The following is a 14,065-nucleotide window of genomic DNA, read 5'->3' on the forward strand; positions in this document are numbered from 1 at the left end:
GGCTTCGTGAGCACCAGCGTGGCAGCTCTATTGGCGTAATGTCAACAACATCGGTCAGTCGGCGCCGCGCGCCTGGTTGACCTCGGCCAAGGTGGTGAAGATCGGCAGTTCCGGATCGGCGTCGATGCCCTGCCGCCGCAGGAATCCGTCGATCAGCCCCCAGACCAGTTCGGTGGCCCGGTCGACGAATTCGTCGGCCGCCGGGGCGGGCGCGCCCTCGAGCCACAGATCGGTGATGGCCACCACCACCCCGACGACCGCGCGCGACAGATAGTCGATCCCCGCGGTGTCGAGCGGCACCGCCTCGGCCACCGACCGGGCGAGCTTGGTGAACCGCCGCGCGGCCTCGCGGCCCAGATCGAACTGCAACACCTGGTCGTCGGCGCCCTGCGCCACCGGCGCCTGCGCCAGGAACCGAAACACGTTGGGATGGGCCAGGATTCCCTCGGCGTACCCCGCGAACACCCGCCGCAGCGCCGCCCGCGGCGGGTGCAGCATGAGCGTCATGTCCTCGCCGGTCGCGGCGAAAGCGTTGCGCGACACCCGATTCGCGATCTCGGTGTAGAGATCCGCCTTGTCGGCGAACTGCCGATACAGCCGCGGCTTGGTGATCCCGGCCTCGCGGGCGATGTCGTCCATGCTGGGGCGCGGGCCCGCGCGATCGATCACCCGGAACGCGGCGTCGACGATGTCGTCGCGCGTGATCCGCGCAGTGGTCCTGCTGGTGGCACGGGGCACGGGATTCGACTCCGATACGGGTTGCGTGGTTCCCGCGAGGATACCTGTACCGCTGGTACGGCACGGCATGCGCTCGCCTACCGGAAACATCGATCGCACCGCTGCCGCCATTTCTGTGAGCTAGCGCACAGACCTTCCGGTCGCGCGGGCATTGCCTTCCGGCGGCCGTACTGTCAGTATCACTATTCGTACTGCCGGTACGTTCGGTGCGGACCACGCACCCCGAGGTGAACCCCCATGACCCCACTGCCCACCCGCCGCCGCGTGCGGGGCCTGGCCGTCCGCGAATACGGCGATCCCGCCGCCGACACCCTCGTGCTCGTGCACGGCCTCACCGACACCCACCGCGTGTGGGAGCGGGTCGCGCCGCTGCTCGCCGACGGCTTCCACGTCGTCGCCTACGATGTGCGCGGCCACGGCCGCTCCGCGAAACCCGCTGGGCGGCAGGATTATCGGCTCGCCGCGCTCGTCGAGGACCTTTACGCGATCCTCGACGCGACCAGTACCGGCCGCCCCGCGCATTTGGCCGGACACGGCTGGGGCGCGATCCAGGTGTGGGAGGCCGCCGCCGATCCGCGCGCCGCCACCCGCATCGCCTCGATCACCGCGCTCGGCGTCCCCGGCCTCGATCCGCTGCTCGCGGCCGTACGCGATCCGCACCCGCCCCGTATCCGGTGGTGGCGGCTGCCCGGCCTGGGCTGGCTGGTCCTCGGACGCCGCCTGCTGCGCTGGCCCCGGCTGCGCCGCGCCCCGCGCTCGGCACTGCGCGTCGCCCCGGCAGACCTGCGCGCGGCCGCACGCATCCTGTCCGCGAATCTCGTTCCCCGCCTGCGTCATCCGTGCGATCACCACATCACCGTCCCGGTGCAGCTGATCGTCGACCGCGCCGACGCGGCCGCACTGCCCGCCGCCGACCGCCACGTCCGCCACGCGACCGACCGGCTGTGGTGTTACCGCCTACCCGCCGACTACGCGCTACCCGTCACGGAACCGCTACTGGTCGTGGAGGCCATCGCCAACTTCGTCGACGACCTGCGCGCCGACAACCGCCCCCTCGAGCACTCCCCGCGCTGACCGCCCCCGCCTGCTCGCCCGCCCGCCTGCTCGCCTGCTCGCCTGCCCGCCTGCTCGCCCGCCCGCCCGCCTGCTCGCCTGCTCGCTCGCCTGCTCGCCTGCTCGCCTGCTCGCCCGCTCGCCCGCTCGCCCGACCGCCCGACCGCCCGCCCGACCGACCGCCCGACCGCCCGACCGCCCGACCGCCCGACCGCCCGACCGCCCGACCGCCCGACCGCCCGACCGCCCGACCGCCCGGAGGCATCATGTCCGCTCATCCGCTCACCGACACCCTCGGCGCGCCGCTGCCCGAGGAGTTCACCCGGCTGTCCGATACCGAACTGGGCGAACTGGACCGCCTGCTGCGCGCGGCCCGCACCCGCCGCGCGAAACACCTTGCCGAGGCGGTGGATTCGTCGATGCGCTACGTCCCGCGCCTGCTGCGCCCCACCCTGCGCAAGGCGCTGGGCCTGTGACCGATCGCCTGCTCGCCCACGCCGAGACCACCAAACTCGCTCGGCTGCTGGATATTCCGGACCCGTCGGCGCTGGACTTTCTCACCGAGCTCCCGCCCGAGGCGATCCGCGCCTTCCGCGAACGCGCCACCGACGCCCTTTTCGACGCCGATGTCGCGAAACTGCGCCGCGTCGCCCAGGCCGCGAAGCTGGTGCCCACGCCCATCGCCGCCAAGGCCGCCGAACACGCCTTCGGCCCGGATCTGTGCGCGGCGGTGGCCGCCCAGGTCGAGCCCGCCCGCGCGATCGACATCGCCAAGGCCCTGCCCGCGCCGTTCCTGGCCGAGGCGACCATCCGGCTGGATCCGCGCCGCACCGCCGACATCATTCCCCGGGTGCCCGTGCCCCTGGTCGTGGCCGTCGCGCGTGAACTGCTCTCGAGGGGTGAGCACGTCACGCTGGGACGGTTCGTGGGCGTGGCGTCGGAGGAGATGATGCGGGCGGTCGCACACACCATGTCGGATGCGGATCTGCTACGGGTCGGGTACCTGATCGAGGACAAGTCCGCGATGGACGCCCTGCTCGAACTCGTCGCCGACCGGCTGCCCGGCGTGGTGCGCGCGGCCCACGAACACGCCATGTGGGCCGAGGGCATCGACCTGCTCGCCACCGTCAGCCCCGAAAACCGTTCCCGGATCGGAGATCTCGCGGCGCGCTCCGGCGGCGACGTCCTCGACGGCCTGGTCCGCGCCGCCCACGAACTCGACGCGTGGACCACCCTGCTCCCGGTCACCGCCGCCATGAGCCCCGACAGCCTCGCCCTGTTCGCGGCCCGCCCGACCGTGCACACCGAACCCGTCCTCACCGCGATCATGGACGTCGCCCTCGACCACGGCCTCTGGCTCGACCTCCTACCCCTCGCACCCCACCTCCCCGCCGAGCCCCTGGCCTTCATCGCCACCCGCGTCGCCGCCAAGCCCGACGCCGAACTGGCCGACCTCGTCCACGCCGCCGACGCGGCCGAGCTGTGGGACGCCATGATCCCCGTGGCGCTGGCCATGTCCGACCCCGACCGCCGCCGCATGGCGGGCCTGCCCGTCTTGGCCGAACCCGCGGTGCTGCGCGCCATCACCGCCACCTGCGCCCGGCACGAGCTGTGGTCGCAGGTCCTGCCGTTGATCGACGCCCTGCCCGACCCCGCCAAACACACCCTCGGGCTCTGCCTCGCCGAACTCACCGACGAGCAACGCCGCGCCGCGGTCCTCGCCGCCGCCGACAGCGACGACTTCGGCGTCCTGGTCGACCTGGCCGTCGACGAAGGCCTCTGGCTCGACCTGCTCCCGCTCACCGCCGAATTTCCCTCGGCACGAACACGATTCGTCGCCACGCGGATCGCCGGACGCACCGACCAACAGCTCACCGCCCTCGTCCGCGAGGCCCACGCCGCCCGCCTGTGGCACGCGCTCATCCCGATCGCCCTCGCCATGTCCGACCCCAACCGCCGCCGCCTCGCGGGTCTGCCCGTCTTCGCCGACCGCGACATCCTGCGCGCGGTCATCGACACCGCCGCCGCTCACGACCTGTGGGCCGAGGTCCTCCCCCTGGTCGACGCCCTGCCCGACGCGGCGAAACCCACGATCGCCTCCTGCCTCGGCGACCTCGACCGCGCCCAACTCCTCTCGGCCGTCCGAACCGCCGCCCGCAGCGCCGACCTGCCCGTCCTGGTCGAGATCGCCCTCGCCCAGGACCCACCCGGTCGCGCCCGAGTCCTCGAAATCATTTGTGGCATGGACGATCTCGACGACTTCCTCACCGCCCTCACCCCGGAGACCCCCGATGTCGTCTGGGACGCCTTGGTCGAGGTCCGCGCGGAGATCCCGCACCCGCTCCGCACCCGCCTCGCCGACCGTGCCCGCCGACTCGATCGACCCGAGCACGCGGACGGGCTCGCCCGATCGAGCTAGGCGGACCGATCAGCTCTCGTAGGCTTCGACCGTCGGCGTCGACCCCGGCGCCCACAGCGCCATGAGCGCCTCGACGAGCGGGGCATTGTCCGCCCGCTCGACGCGCTGATGGGCGGCGAGCAGGTCCCGGTCCGTCCACCGCTCGAGCATCACGAAAGTGTCGGGATCGCCTGTGCCCCGGAACAATTCGTACTGCTCGCACCCCGGCTCCCGGCGCACGACCTCCGCCAGCGCCGCGAACGCGGCCTCGAACTCCGCCGCGCACCCGGGCGCGACGCGAATGGTGATGATGTGGCGAATGGCCATGGCCCGCATCCTCCGATCGCTCGCCCCACCGTACGGCGTGGGCGGGGTCACAGGAAGGGTGATGCGACAATGAGCGCTGCAAACGACCCGACTCCCGAAAGACCGCAGCGCACAGCCATGTCCGACCACGATTCGACGACCATCGCACCGGAGCCGGTCATCGACCGCGCCGACCTCGAGGTGTGTCTGCGGGTGCTGGACCAGGCCGGGCAGTTGGACAAGGAGCACCCCGACTCGATCGCGGTGCAACGCGCGGTCGGGCACATGTTCAAGAAGCTCAAGAAGCGCAAGCGGGCCGAGGCGCGCGACGCGATCTCCGCCGCCGACAAGGCCGTCGTCGCCGCTACCGCGACCGGCTCCCCGAACCGCATCGACGACGAGACCGCCGGAATCCCGTTGTCCTCCAACGCCTCCGGGGCCAGCGCGGGCAGCCTGCTGCGGGCCCGGCCGTGCTACATCTGCAAACAGCGCTACACCCGCGTCGACGCCTTCTACCACCAGCTGTGCCCCGACTGCGCCGCCCAGAATCACGCCAAACGCGACGCCCGCACCGATCTCACCGGCCGCCGCGCGCTGCTCACCGGCGGCCGCGCCAAGATCGGCATGTACATCGCGCTGCGCCTGCTGCGCGACGGCGCCCACACCACGGTCACCACCCGCTTCCCCAACGACGCCATCCGCCGCTTCGTCGCCCAGCCCGACAGCGCCGACTGGATCCACCGGCTGCGCATCGTCGGCATCGATCTGCGCGACCCGGCCCAGGTCGTCGCCCTCGCCGACGATGTCGCCGCCGCGGGCCCGCTGGACATCCTCATCAACAACGCCGCCCAGACCGTGCGGCGCTCCCCCGGCGCCTACAGCGCGCTCGTCGAGGCCGAACATGGTCCGCTGCCCGCGGGCGAACTCCCCGACACCGTCAGCTTCGGCAAGACCATGCAGGCCCACCCGACCGCGCTGACCGCCTCGCTCACCCCCACCCTGTCCGCCGCCGACGTCACCGAACTCGCCCTCGTCGCGGGTTCGGCCACCCCCGAACGACTTTCGCGCGGCGTCGCCATCGACGCGGGCGGCCTGGTGCCCGATATCGCGCACACCAACAGCTGGGTGCAGACCGTCGGCGAGGTCGACGCCACCGAACTGCTCGAGGTCCAGCTGTGCAATTCGGTCGCCCCGTTCATCCTCATCTCCCGGCTGCGCCCCGCCCTCGCCGCCTCCCCCGCCCGCCGCAAGTACGTCGTCAACGTCTCCGCCATGGAAGGCGTGTTCGCCCGCGGCTACAAGGGGCCTGGTCACCCGCACACGAATATGGCCAAGGCCGCACTCAATATGCTCACCCGCACCAGCGCCCGCGAGATGTTCGACAGCGACGGCATTCTCATGACCTCCGTCGACACCGGCTGGATCACCGACGAACGGCCGCATTTCACCAAACTGCGCTTGGCCGAGGAGGGCTTTCACGCTCCGCTCGATCTTGTCGACGGGGCGGCTCGGGTGTACGACCCGATCGTGCGGGGTGAGAGTGGGGACGATGTGTTCGGGTGCTTCCTCAAGGATTACGCGCCTGCCGACTGGTGACGGGGCGGGGCTTGGGTTGCCCTCTCCCTCTTTGCTGTTTGTGAGGTGACGCTTGTAGTTCTCTTGGGTACGACACGTGCGGCTTTCAATGCATAGATGCGCATATCGGAGTAAAGGAATGAACAAAGATAGCCGGACCTCGATTCGCCTGTGTCCCAGGGTGATTCAGCTGGCGTGACGGACTGTGTGGATGCGCGCCAGCGCACGCATGGCGTCGGCGCGGGAGATGAGCTCGTCGCGGTCGTCCAGATCGGCGACGGCCGCCTCCGCCCACTCCCGCACCAGGGTCGACACCCCCACCCCGCGCTCGTCGGCGAGCTCCTTGATGCGGCTGTGCAGGCGCATCGGCAGCCGGATGGACGTGGTGACCATGATGTCGTCGCCGGGTTGCAGGCGAGGCGGAACCTGGTCCGCGGGGACCGGATCGTCACGGAAGGTCAACCGGTCCAGGAAGGCGCCCACTTCCTCCGGGTCGGAGGGAAAGTCCTTGTCGCTCATCGGTTCTCCTGCTCCCACTGCTCGAAGATCGTCAGCTCGTCGGCCCGCATCGCACGCGCGCCGAGGATCATCCAGGTCCACTGATCGAACCGTCGCGTGACCACGATCAGCGGACGCCCACCACTCGTGCGTCCCCAGATCGACAACGCGACCACGCTGCCGTCATCGGCGAGCCTGGGCCAGCGCCGCTCACCCGCGAGAACTTGGCGGACCTCCCAGGGTTCGACACCGGTCAGATGCGCCAACGCCCAGTCCGGCCACTCGAACCCCACACTCGCATAATACGCGTGTAGTAAGCCCAGGTGTGCACGTAGAGGAGTGACCGCGCGGGGCCGGGGGACGCGGGGGCGTTGGGGCACGAAAACTTCCTGGCCGTTCTGCCGTTCGTGCGGTGGTTCCGAGGTGCGGCGCGAGCCGGGGCTGCCGCGCACAGCGCACCATCGGCCGCCCCGGCCCACGTGAAATACCAATTCCTGCTGAAGGATTCGGTGCGCGCTACGGCGTCAATCCTTTTCGCGGGGATAGTCGACGACCTCGTTTCCGCCGAAACTGCGACATACCGCGAACAACGGCGGCAGTTCGTCGATCGCGTCCTTGATCACATCCTCGTTGTTCAGCAGGGTCTTGACGTCCGCGACCGTTTGGCTCGCGCCTTTCAGCAACGATCCGATGGTGTCGCGAGGAATCTTCGTACCGTTGAACGTCTGCCAGGTCAGCGGATACTCCAGCAGTTTGTACTGCTCGACCAGCGCGTGCTCCTCGCTGGTCAGCTGCAATTGGTAGGCCAGCGTGAATTGCATGCCCTTGTGGCCGCCGAGCATTCCCTTGACGGCCGCTTGGCTGCGGTTGATCACCAGACGCATGACGATCCTACGGCCTCGGCGCTTTCCACTCGAATTTGCACAATTGGCATTGATACTTCTGCCAACCCTGGCTGTCCTTCTCGCCGATGTCCATGCCGGTCTTCTTGCCGCAATCCGGGCATACTTCTGCCATGATCGGTCCTCTTGCTTCGGTGAATCCCGGCCGCGCCGGGCAATACCGGGGAAGCATACAGTCGGCGATCGCGATTCAGCGGGGTGTTCCGAGAAGTGGTGGATTGAATCCCCGGTACAGAACCGACTGCCCGAATTGATCTTCCGAAAAGGGAATTACCGATCGAAATCTGTTCAGCCCAGGCGGGTGGAGATGAGTTGGGCCACCGCCGTAGGGGTTTCGTCCAGGTAGAAGTGGCGGCCGGGGAAGGTGGTGAGGTCGAAGGGGGCGGTGGTGTGGGAGTGCCAGCGGCGCATGTCGTCGGCGTTCACCGTGGGGTCGTCGTCGCCGAGGAGGGCGGAGATCGGGCAGGTCAATGGGTCGGCGGGGGTGTAGGTGTAGGTTTCGACGGCCTCGTAGTCGCCGCGGACGGCGGGGAGGACCAGTTCGGCGAGGCTGGGTTCGGTGCGGAGGATTTCGACCGAGGCGGGGTCGTTGGCGAGGCGTTGGAGTTCGGCGATGAGGGCCTCGTCGGGGCCCTTGTGGAGGGCGCCCTCGTAGGGGGCGTCGGGGGCGACGCGGCCGGAGACGAACAGGTGGTCGGGGGTGCGGCCGGACGCGGCCAGGCGGCGGGCGGTTTCGAAGGCGACGGTGGCGCCCATGCTGTGGCCGAACAGGGCGATGCGCGCCGACGGCGGCCAGGTCGGGAGGTCGGCGGCGATGAGGTCGGCCATGCGGGGCAGGTCGGGGATCAGCGGGTCGCCGAGGCGGTCCTGGCGGCCGGGGTACTGCACGGCGTGCACGGCGACGGCGGGGTCGATGTGCTGGGCGAGGGCGCGGTAGGCCGCGGCCGAACCGCCGCCGGGCGGGAAGCAGATCAGTATCGCCCGGGGCGCGGGCGCGCCGCGCAGTTCGCGCAGCCAGGTCGTTCCGCTGCTCTCCGCCACCATCGTCGCGCCTCCCGTCCGTCGCCTGCCGCGCGAATTCACTTGCCGCGCAACGTCTTCACCGCCAGCGCCACATCGTCACCGGTCAGCAGCTCCGAGGCGGGCGCGAGCAGCCACATCATGGCATAGCCCTGGAAGAGCACGAAATAGAACTTGGCCACCGCGCGCGCCTCGGCGGCGGACAGGTCGGGGTGGGTCTCGCGCAGGATCGCGGCCAGATCGGCGTAGGCGCCGTCGCTCGCCTCGGCGAGATAGGTCTGCAACTCCGGGGAACGAATCACATTGGCGCTGTTCTCGAAACTGAGCAGCAACTCCTCGCGGTGGTTCTGCACCACGTCGAGCATCCCGTACCAGGTCGGGGCGAGCGCCTCCCACAGCGACCGCCCCTCCCCCGCGTCGCGCATGGCCGCCTCCATGGCGTCGCCGATCGTGGTGCCGGTCGCCTCGGTGACGGCCTCGGCGATCAACCGGTCCTTCGAGCCGAAGTGATAGCCGATGGCGGCGAGGCTGACACCAGCGGCGGCGGCGATGTCCCGGGCGGTCACCTTGGCGAGCCCGCGCTCGAGCACCGCCTTGCGGGCCCCGGCCAGAAGGTCTTCTCGGTTTCCCATGTCCACCACCCTACCAGCGTCTTAGACATTTGTTCTAGACACTCGTGCCAGCCGTGTGTTACACATTTGTCTAAGACATTCGAACCAAGACGGGACACATCATGAACACCACGCACGTGCTGATCTCCGGTGGCGGCATCGCCGGGAATTCCCTTGCGCTGCAACTGCTTCGGGCCGGTATCCGGGTCACCGTGGTCGAGCGGGCCGCCACCCCGCGCCCGGGAGGGCAGGCGGTGGATCTGCGGGGGCCGAGCCGCGAGGTCGCCGAGCGGATGGGTCTGATGCCGGGCATCCGCAAGCTGCAGCTGCACGAGGTGGGCTGGAAGTACCTCGACGACAAGGGCCGGACCTACGCCCGGATGAGCGCGGAGATGTTCGGCGGCGAGGGCCCGGCCGCGGAGATCGAGATCCAGCGCGGCGACCTCAACGACGTGCTGCTCGAGTTGCTGCGCGAGCAGGGCGGCGAGTTGGACTACCGCTACGGCGAGTGGATCGAGGCCATCGCCCAGGACGCCGACGGCGTCGACGTCACCTTCGCGTCCGGGCGCACCGAGCGGTTCGACATGCTGGTCGGGGCGGACGGCGTGCATTCGGCGACGCGGCGGCTTGTGTTCGGTCCCGAGGACCGGTTCGCCACCCATCTCGGCGGGTACATGGCCTTCTTCACCTTGCCGACCCCGGCGGATCTGGAACCGGGCTGGATGTCCGGGGTCGGAATTCCCAGCGGGTTCTTCGGGATTCGGCCCGATCGGGATCCGGCCAGCGCCAAGGCGATCATCACGCTGCGCGCGGACGCCGATCCGGCGCTGCACCGCGACACCGCCGCCCAGCAGCGGTTCATCCGGGAGCGGTTGACGGGCGCGCCGTGGAAGGCCGATGACATCGTGGCGGCGATGGATCACGCGCCGGACTTCTACTTCGACGAACTCGCCCGCATCGATATGCCGTCCCTGTCGGCGGGCCGGGTGACGCTGCTCGGCGACGCCGGCTTCTGCGGTTCCCCGATGACCGGCATGGGCACGGCCATGGCCATCGTCGGCGCGTACGTGCTCGCGGGTGAGCTCGCGACCACCCCGGGCGATGTGCCCGGCGCGCTGGCCCGCTACGAGGAGAGGATCACCCCGTTCCTGGACAAGGCCAAGGAGCTGCCCGGCGGCGGCATCAAGATGATGTGCCCGAAGTCGAGGACCGGGGTGCGGCTGGGCCGGGTGAGCATGCGGCTCATGACCTCTCGCGCGTTCCGGCCGCTGATGGAGAAGATGGTCGCGGGCAAGACCGACGATTACGTACTGCCGAGCTACTGACCCGCACCGAAGGCTCGCTAGGCTCGTCCGGTGCGGCAGAAGATCATGACCGATGTCGATACCGGGATCGACGACGCGCTGGCCCTGCTCTATCTGCTGGCCAGTCCGGAGGCGGAGATCGTGGGGATCGCCGCCACCGCGGGCAACGTTCCGGCCGCGCGGGTCGCCGCGAACAATCTGGCGCTGCTGGATCTGTGCCGGGCGCCGGAGATCGAGGTGGCGCTGGGTTCTGCCGCGCCGCTGGCGATTCCGTTGCGGACCACCGAGGACACCCACGGGCCGCAGGGGGTGGGCTACGCCGAACTGCCGCCGTCGGCGCGGGCGCTGTCGGAGCGTTCGGCGGCGGAGTTGTGGGTGGAGTCGGCGCGCGCGCATCCGGGCGAGATCGTGGGGCTGTGCACCGGGCCGCTGACGAATCTCGCGCTGGCGCTGCGCCTCGAGCCGCGATTGCCGCGGCTGCTTCGACGGCTGGTGGTGATGGGCGGGGCGTTCAACCATCCGGGCAACACCACCCCCACCACCGAGTGGAACGTGCACGTCGACCCGGAGGCGTGGAAGGAGGTCGCCGACGCCTTCGCCGCGGCCCCGCCGGATCGGCGGCCGCTGGTGTGCGGACTGGACGTCACCGAGACGATCGAGATGCGGCCCGAGCATCTGGTCCGGCTGGCCGAGCGGGCGAACAGCGTTCCGGCACTGGAGGTTTCGGCGGACGACCCGCCGGGTGTCCGATCACGGGCCAGCAATCCGATCGTCCGGTTCGTGACCGACGCGGTCCGGTTCTACTTCGAGTTCCACCGAACCTGGAATCAGGGCTATCTGGCGCACATGCACGACCCGTTCGCGGCGGCGGTCGCGCTCGACCCGGCCCTCGCCACCACCCGGCCCGCCACGGTGGACGTGGAACTCACCGGCACCATCACCCGCGGCACAACGGTCGCCGACTGGGCGGGCATGTGGGGCCGAGAACCCAACGCGGACATCGTGATCGCGACCGACCCGGCCTACTTCTTCGACCGGCTCGTCGACCGCGTGGGCGACTACGCGCGGTCCGTGTACGACGGGGAGGCGCGATGAGCGCCGCACGCATGCAAGGCCAAGGCGGAGGCGGTAGCGCGATGAACGCGCCGCACGCACGGAACGCCGAGGCGGTGGCGCGATGAGCGCGCCGGACACACGGAACGCCGAGGTCGATGCGGTGGCCGCGTTCCGGAGGCGGGTCGGGTTGGCGGGGCTGGTCGATGTGCACACCCATTTCATGCCGGAGCGGGTGTTGCGCAAGGTGTGGGCGTACTTCGATTCGGCGGGGCCGCTCACTCGGCGACCGTGGCCGATCGCCTATCGGGACGAGGAGCGGGTGCGGCTGGATACGTTGCGCGCGTTCGGGGTTCGCGCGTTCACGGGGCTGCTGTATCCGCACAAGCCGGGGATGGCGGCGTGGCTGAACGGGTGGGCGGCGGAGTTCGCGGCGCGCACGCCGGACTGCCTGCACACCGCGACGTTCTTTCCGGAGCCGGAGGTGGGGAAGTACGTGGCGGGCGCGATCGAGGCCGGGGCGCGGGTGTTCAAGGTGCACGTCCAGGTCGGCGGCTTCGATCCCGCCGATCCGCGGCTCGACCCGGTCTGGGACATGTTGTCCGACACCGGGGTTCCGGCCGTGATCCACTGCGGTTCCGGCCCCGTTCCCGGCCGTCACACCGGGCCGGAACCCCTGCGCGCGGTCCTGCGCCGCTTCCCGCGCCTGCGCCCGATCGTCGCGCATCTGGGCGCGCCCGAATACATCGAATTCCTCGCTCTGGCAGAGGAATACGACGGTGTCCACCTCGACACCACGATGAACTTCACGGACTTCTTCGAATCCGACGCCCCCTTCCCCCGCTCGGCCCTCCCCCGCCTCGCGTCCCTGGGCGACCGCGTCCTGTTCGGCAGCGACTTCCCCAACATCCCCTACCCGTACCCGCACGCCCTGCATGCCCTCGAACGCCTCGAGCTCGGGGCCGAGTGGTTGCGAAAGGTCTGTCACGACAACGCCGTTCGGTTGTTCGGCCTGGGGTGAACGAGACCTCGGCGCTCACGGCCGCGCCAGGCGCGTGGGCTCCACCCGGCCGCGCAGCGTCACCGCCTCCCCCACCGTCCAGAGCTCGCCCTCCTCCGGATTCGCGGCCGCGACCGTGCCGGCCGAGGCGAGCAGGCGCGCCGAATCCTGTTTGGCGAGTTCGCAGAGGCGGGCGGCCTCGTTGACCGCGTCGCCGATGACGGTGAACTCGTAGCGGCGGTGCGCGCCGACATTGCCCGCGACCACGCGCCCCGCCGCGACGCCGATACCCGCGTCGAATTCCGTTGTGGCGCGGACCCGTTCGCGGATGGCGCGGGCGGCGGCCAGCGCCGCGGCGGCGGGATCGGCGATGGGGGCGGGGGCCCCGAACACGGCCAGGGCCGCGTCGCCCTCGAACTTGTTGACCAGGCCGCCGTGCCGTTCGACCTCGTCGACGACGATGGCGAAGAAGCGATTGAGGATCGCCACGATCTCGGGGGCCGGCCGGGTGGCGGCCATGGTGGTCGAGCCGATGATGTCGATGAACAGCGCCGCGGCCTCGAGTTCCTCACCGCCCAGGCCGGGGTTGCGGGCCAGGGCCGCGGCCGCCACATCCCGGCCGACGTGGCGGCCGAACAGGTCACGCAGCTGTTCGCGCTCGCGCAGACCCGCCACCATCCGGTTGAAACCGCTTTGCAGCTCACCCAATTCGGTGCCGTCGTAGACGGGGACCGCCACGTCCAGCGCGCCGTCCTCGACCCGCCGCAACGCGCCGCGCACCCCGCGGATCGGGGCGACCGTGGCCGAGAGCGCCTGCGCCATCAACAGCGAACCGAACACCAGCGTGGCCCCGCCCAGCGACAGCACGCACACCGCCAGCCGCGCCGTGCTGACATCCATCCCGGACAGGGCCAGCACCGCCACCACCATCAGCAGCGCGATCGGGGTCGCCGACCCCACCACCCACATCAGCGCCGACCGCCCGAACACGCCGATGCCGCGCCGCCGCCGGGAGGGCGCGGCGTCGAGCACCCGCGCGGTCACCACCCGCAGCGCGAACTCCGCGATCAGATAACTGTTGGCGCACACCACGATCGCGCTGAACGCCCCGCCCAGCACGAACTTCGGCACGAACGCCGGATCGACGCTCGCGTACAGCGGCGTCAGTAGCGCCATCCCGCCCAGCCACAGCACCGCCTGCTGCACCACCAGCCGCCGCGGCACCGCCGTCGCCGCGATCTGCTCCCGCTCGGTGGGCACATGGTCGGGATCGATCGCCCATCGCAGCGTGCGCAACCCCCACGTCGTACCCCACACCAGCCCCGCCACCAACGCCAGCGCGATGTACACCGGCGCGGCCACGAAATTCAGCAACACCAGTTTCCAGGTGAGCACCGACGGCCCCGGCAGCACGAACGCGATCAACACGATCGCCACCGCGATCCCCACCACATTGCCCAGGATCAACGGCGCGGTCAGCAACGCCTGCACCCGGATTCGCCGCCGCAACGATCCCTCGTCCGCGGGGCCCAGCAACCGCGATCCCCACGGCACCGGACCCAACGCCTCGGGCGTCACCTCATCGTCGACCATGGGTGCAGCGTATG

The 14,065-nt window shown here is 70.4% G+C and carries 15 protein-coding genes; 7 read left to right on the forward strand and 8 right to left on the reverse strand.

The window, feature by feature from the left end:
• Positions 1 to 54 precede the first annotated feature (54 nt).
• A complete protein-coding gene (locus tag ACWDSJ_RS21475) occupies positions 55 to 738 on the reverse strand; it encodes a TetR/AcrR family transcriptional regulator (RefSeq protein ID WP_387361224.1) in 684 nt (227 codons plus the stop codon).
• Between the two features lie 237 nt (positions 739 to 975).
• On the opposite strand from ACWDSJ_RS21475, the gene ACWDSJ_RS21480 reads away from it, so the two are divergent.
• The 3 genes from ACWDSJ_RS21480 to ACWDSJ_RS21490 all read left to right on the forward strand — a co-directional run bounded on the left by ACWDSJ_RS21480 (position 976) and on the right by ACWDSJ_RS21490 (position 4,210).
• Positions 976 to 1,812 (forward strand): alpha/beta fold hydrolase, encoded by an 837-nt coding sequence (locus tag ACWDSJ_RS21480; protein WP_450033789.1) that lies wholly within the window; start codon positions 976 to 978, stop codon positions 1,810 to 1,812.
• Positions 1,813 to 2,057: 245 nt separating this feature from the next.
• Positions 2,058 to 2,267: a hypothetical protein gene (locus ACWDSJ_RS21485; RefSeq protein ID WP_450033791.1), complete on the forward strand. Its 210-nt coding sequence runs from the start codon at positions 2,058 to 2,060 to the stop codon at positions 2,265 to 2,267.
• Complete coding sequence (locus tag ACWDSJ_RS21490; RefSeq protein WP_450033792.1) at positions 2,264 to 4,210, forward strand: hypothetical protein; 1,947 nt, start codon at positions 2,264 to 2,266, stop codon at positions 4,208 to 4,210. The genes ACWDSJ_RS21485 and ACWDSJ_RS21490 overlap by 4 nt, the downstream gene beginning before the upstream one ends.
• A gap of 9 nt (positions 4,211 to 4,219) precedes the next feature.
• Here ACWDSJ_RS21490 and ACWDSJ_RS21495 read toward each other — a convergent pair whose 3' ends face one another.
• Positions 4,220 to 4,516: a putative quinol monooxygenase gene (locus ACWDSJ_RS21495; protein WP_450033793.1), complete on the reverse strand. Its 297-nt coding sequence runs from the start codon at positions 4,514 to 4,516 to the stop codon at positions 4,220 to 4,222.
• Between the two features lie 117 nt (positions 4,517 to 4,633).
• Here ACWDSJ_RS21495 and ACWDSJ_RS21500 point away from each other — a divergent pair, with 117 nt between their 5' ends.
• Positions 4,634 to 6,091, forward strand: a complete 1,458-nt coding sequence (locus ACWDSJ_RS21500) for an SDR family NAD(P)-dependent oxidoreductase (protein WP_450033944.1) — start codon at positions 4,634 to 4,636, stop codon at positions 6,089 to 6,091.
• A 165-nt stretch (positions 6,092 to 6,256) separates the two neighbouring features.
• Here ACWDSJ_RS21500 and ACWDSJ_RS21505 read toward each other — a convergent pair whose 3' ends face one another.
• The 5 genes from ACWDSJ_RS21505 to ACWDSJ_RS21525 all read right to left on the reverse strand — a co-directional run bounded on the left by ACWDSJ_RS21505 (position 6,257) and on the right by ACWDSJ_RS21525 (position 9,122).
• Positions 6,257 to 6,589 (reverse strand): hypothetical protein, encoded by a 333-nt coding sequence (locus ACWDSJ_RS21505; RefSeq protein WP_450033794.1) that lies wholly within the window; start codon positions 6,587 to 6,589, stop codon positions 6,257 to 6,259.
• Positions 6,586 to 6,861 carry a hypothetical protein gene (locus tag ACWDSJ_RS21510; protein WP_450033795.1) on the reverse strand — a complete coding sequence of 92 codons (276 nt, stop codon included), beginning with the start codon at positions 6,859 to 6,861 and terminating at the stop codon, positions 6,586 to 6,588. Before ACWDSJ_RS21510 ends, ACWDSJ_RS21505 begins: the two co-directional genes overlap by 4 nt.
• Before the next feature lie 231 nt (positions 6,862 to 7,092).
• Positions 7,093 to 7,452, reverse strand: coding sequence for a hypothetical protein (locus tag ACWDSJ_RS21515; protein WP_450033797.1), 360 nt, complete (start codon positions 7,450 to 7,452; stop codon positions 7,093 to 7,095).
• 306 nt (positions 7,453 to 7,758) lie between these two features.
• On the reverse strand, positions 7,759 to 8,514 hold the full coding sequence (locus ACWDSJ_RS21520) for a thioesterase II family protein (RefSeq protein ID WP_450033799.1): 756 nt from the start codon (positions 8,512 to 8,514) through the stop codon (positions 7,759 to 7,761).
• Positions 8,515 to 8,549: 35 nt separating this feature from the next.
• Positions 8,550 to 9,122, reverse strand: coding sequence for a TetR family transcriptional regulator (locus ACWDSJ_RS21525; RefSeq protein ID WP_450033800.1), 573 nt, complete (start codon positions 9,120 to 9,122; stop codon positions 8,550 to 8,552).
• 101 nt (positions 9,123 to 9,223) lie between these two features.
• Here ACWDSJ_RS21525 and ACWDSJ_RS21530 point away from each other — a divergent pair, with 101 nt between their 5' ends.
• From ACWDSJ_RS21530 to ACWDSJ_RS21540, 3 genes are all read left to right on the forward strand, one after another.
• Positions 9,224 to 10,426: an FAD-dependent monooxygenase gene (locus ACWDSJ_RS21530; protein ID WP_450033802.1), complete on the forward strand. Its 1,203-nt coding sequence runs from the start codon at positions 9,224 to 9,226 to the stop codon at positions 10,424 to 10,426.
• A gap of 45 nt (positions 10,427 to 10,471) precedes the next feature.
• Positions 10,472 to 11,500, forward strand: a complete 1,029-nt coding sequence (locus ACWDSJ_RS21535) for a nucleoside hydrolase (protein WP_450033945.1) — start codon at positions 10,472 to 10,474, stop codon at positions 11,498 to 11,500.
• 82 nt (positions 11,501 to 11,582) lie between these two features.
• Positions 11,583 to 12,479 carry an amidohydrolase family protein gene (locus ACWDSJ_RS21540; protein WP_450033803.1) on the forward strand — a complete coding sequence of 299 codons (897 nt, stop codon included), beginning with the start codon at positions 11,583 to 11,585 and terminating at the stop codon, positions 12,477 to 12,479.
• Between the two features lie 15 nt (positions 12,480 to 12,494).
• Here the strand turns inward: ACWDSJ_RS21540 and ACWDSJ_RS21545 are convergent, their stop codons facing one another.
• Positions 12,495 to 14,051 carry an adenylate/guanylate cyclase domain-containing protein gene (locus tag ACWDSJ_RS21545; protein ID WP_450033805.1) on the reverse strand — a complete coding sequence of 519 codons (1,557 nt, stop codon included), beginning with the start codon at positions 14,049 to 14,051 and terminating at the stop codon, positions 12,495 to 12,497.
• Positions 14,052 to 14,065: the final 14 nt, after the last annotated feature.

Source organism: Nocardia sp. NPDC003482, assembly GCF_053588115.1.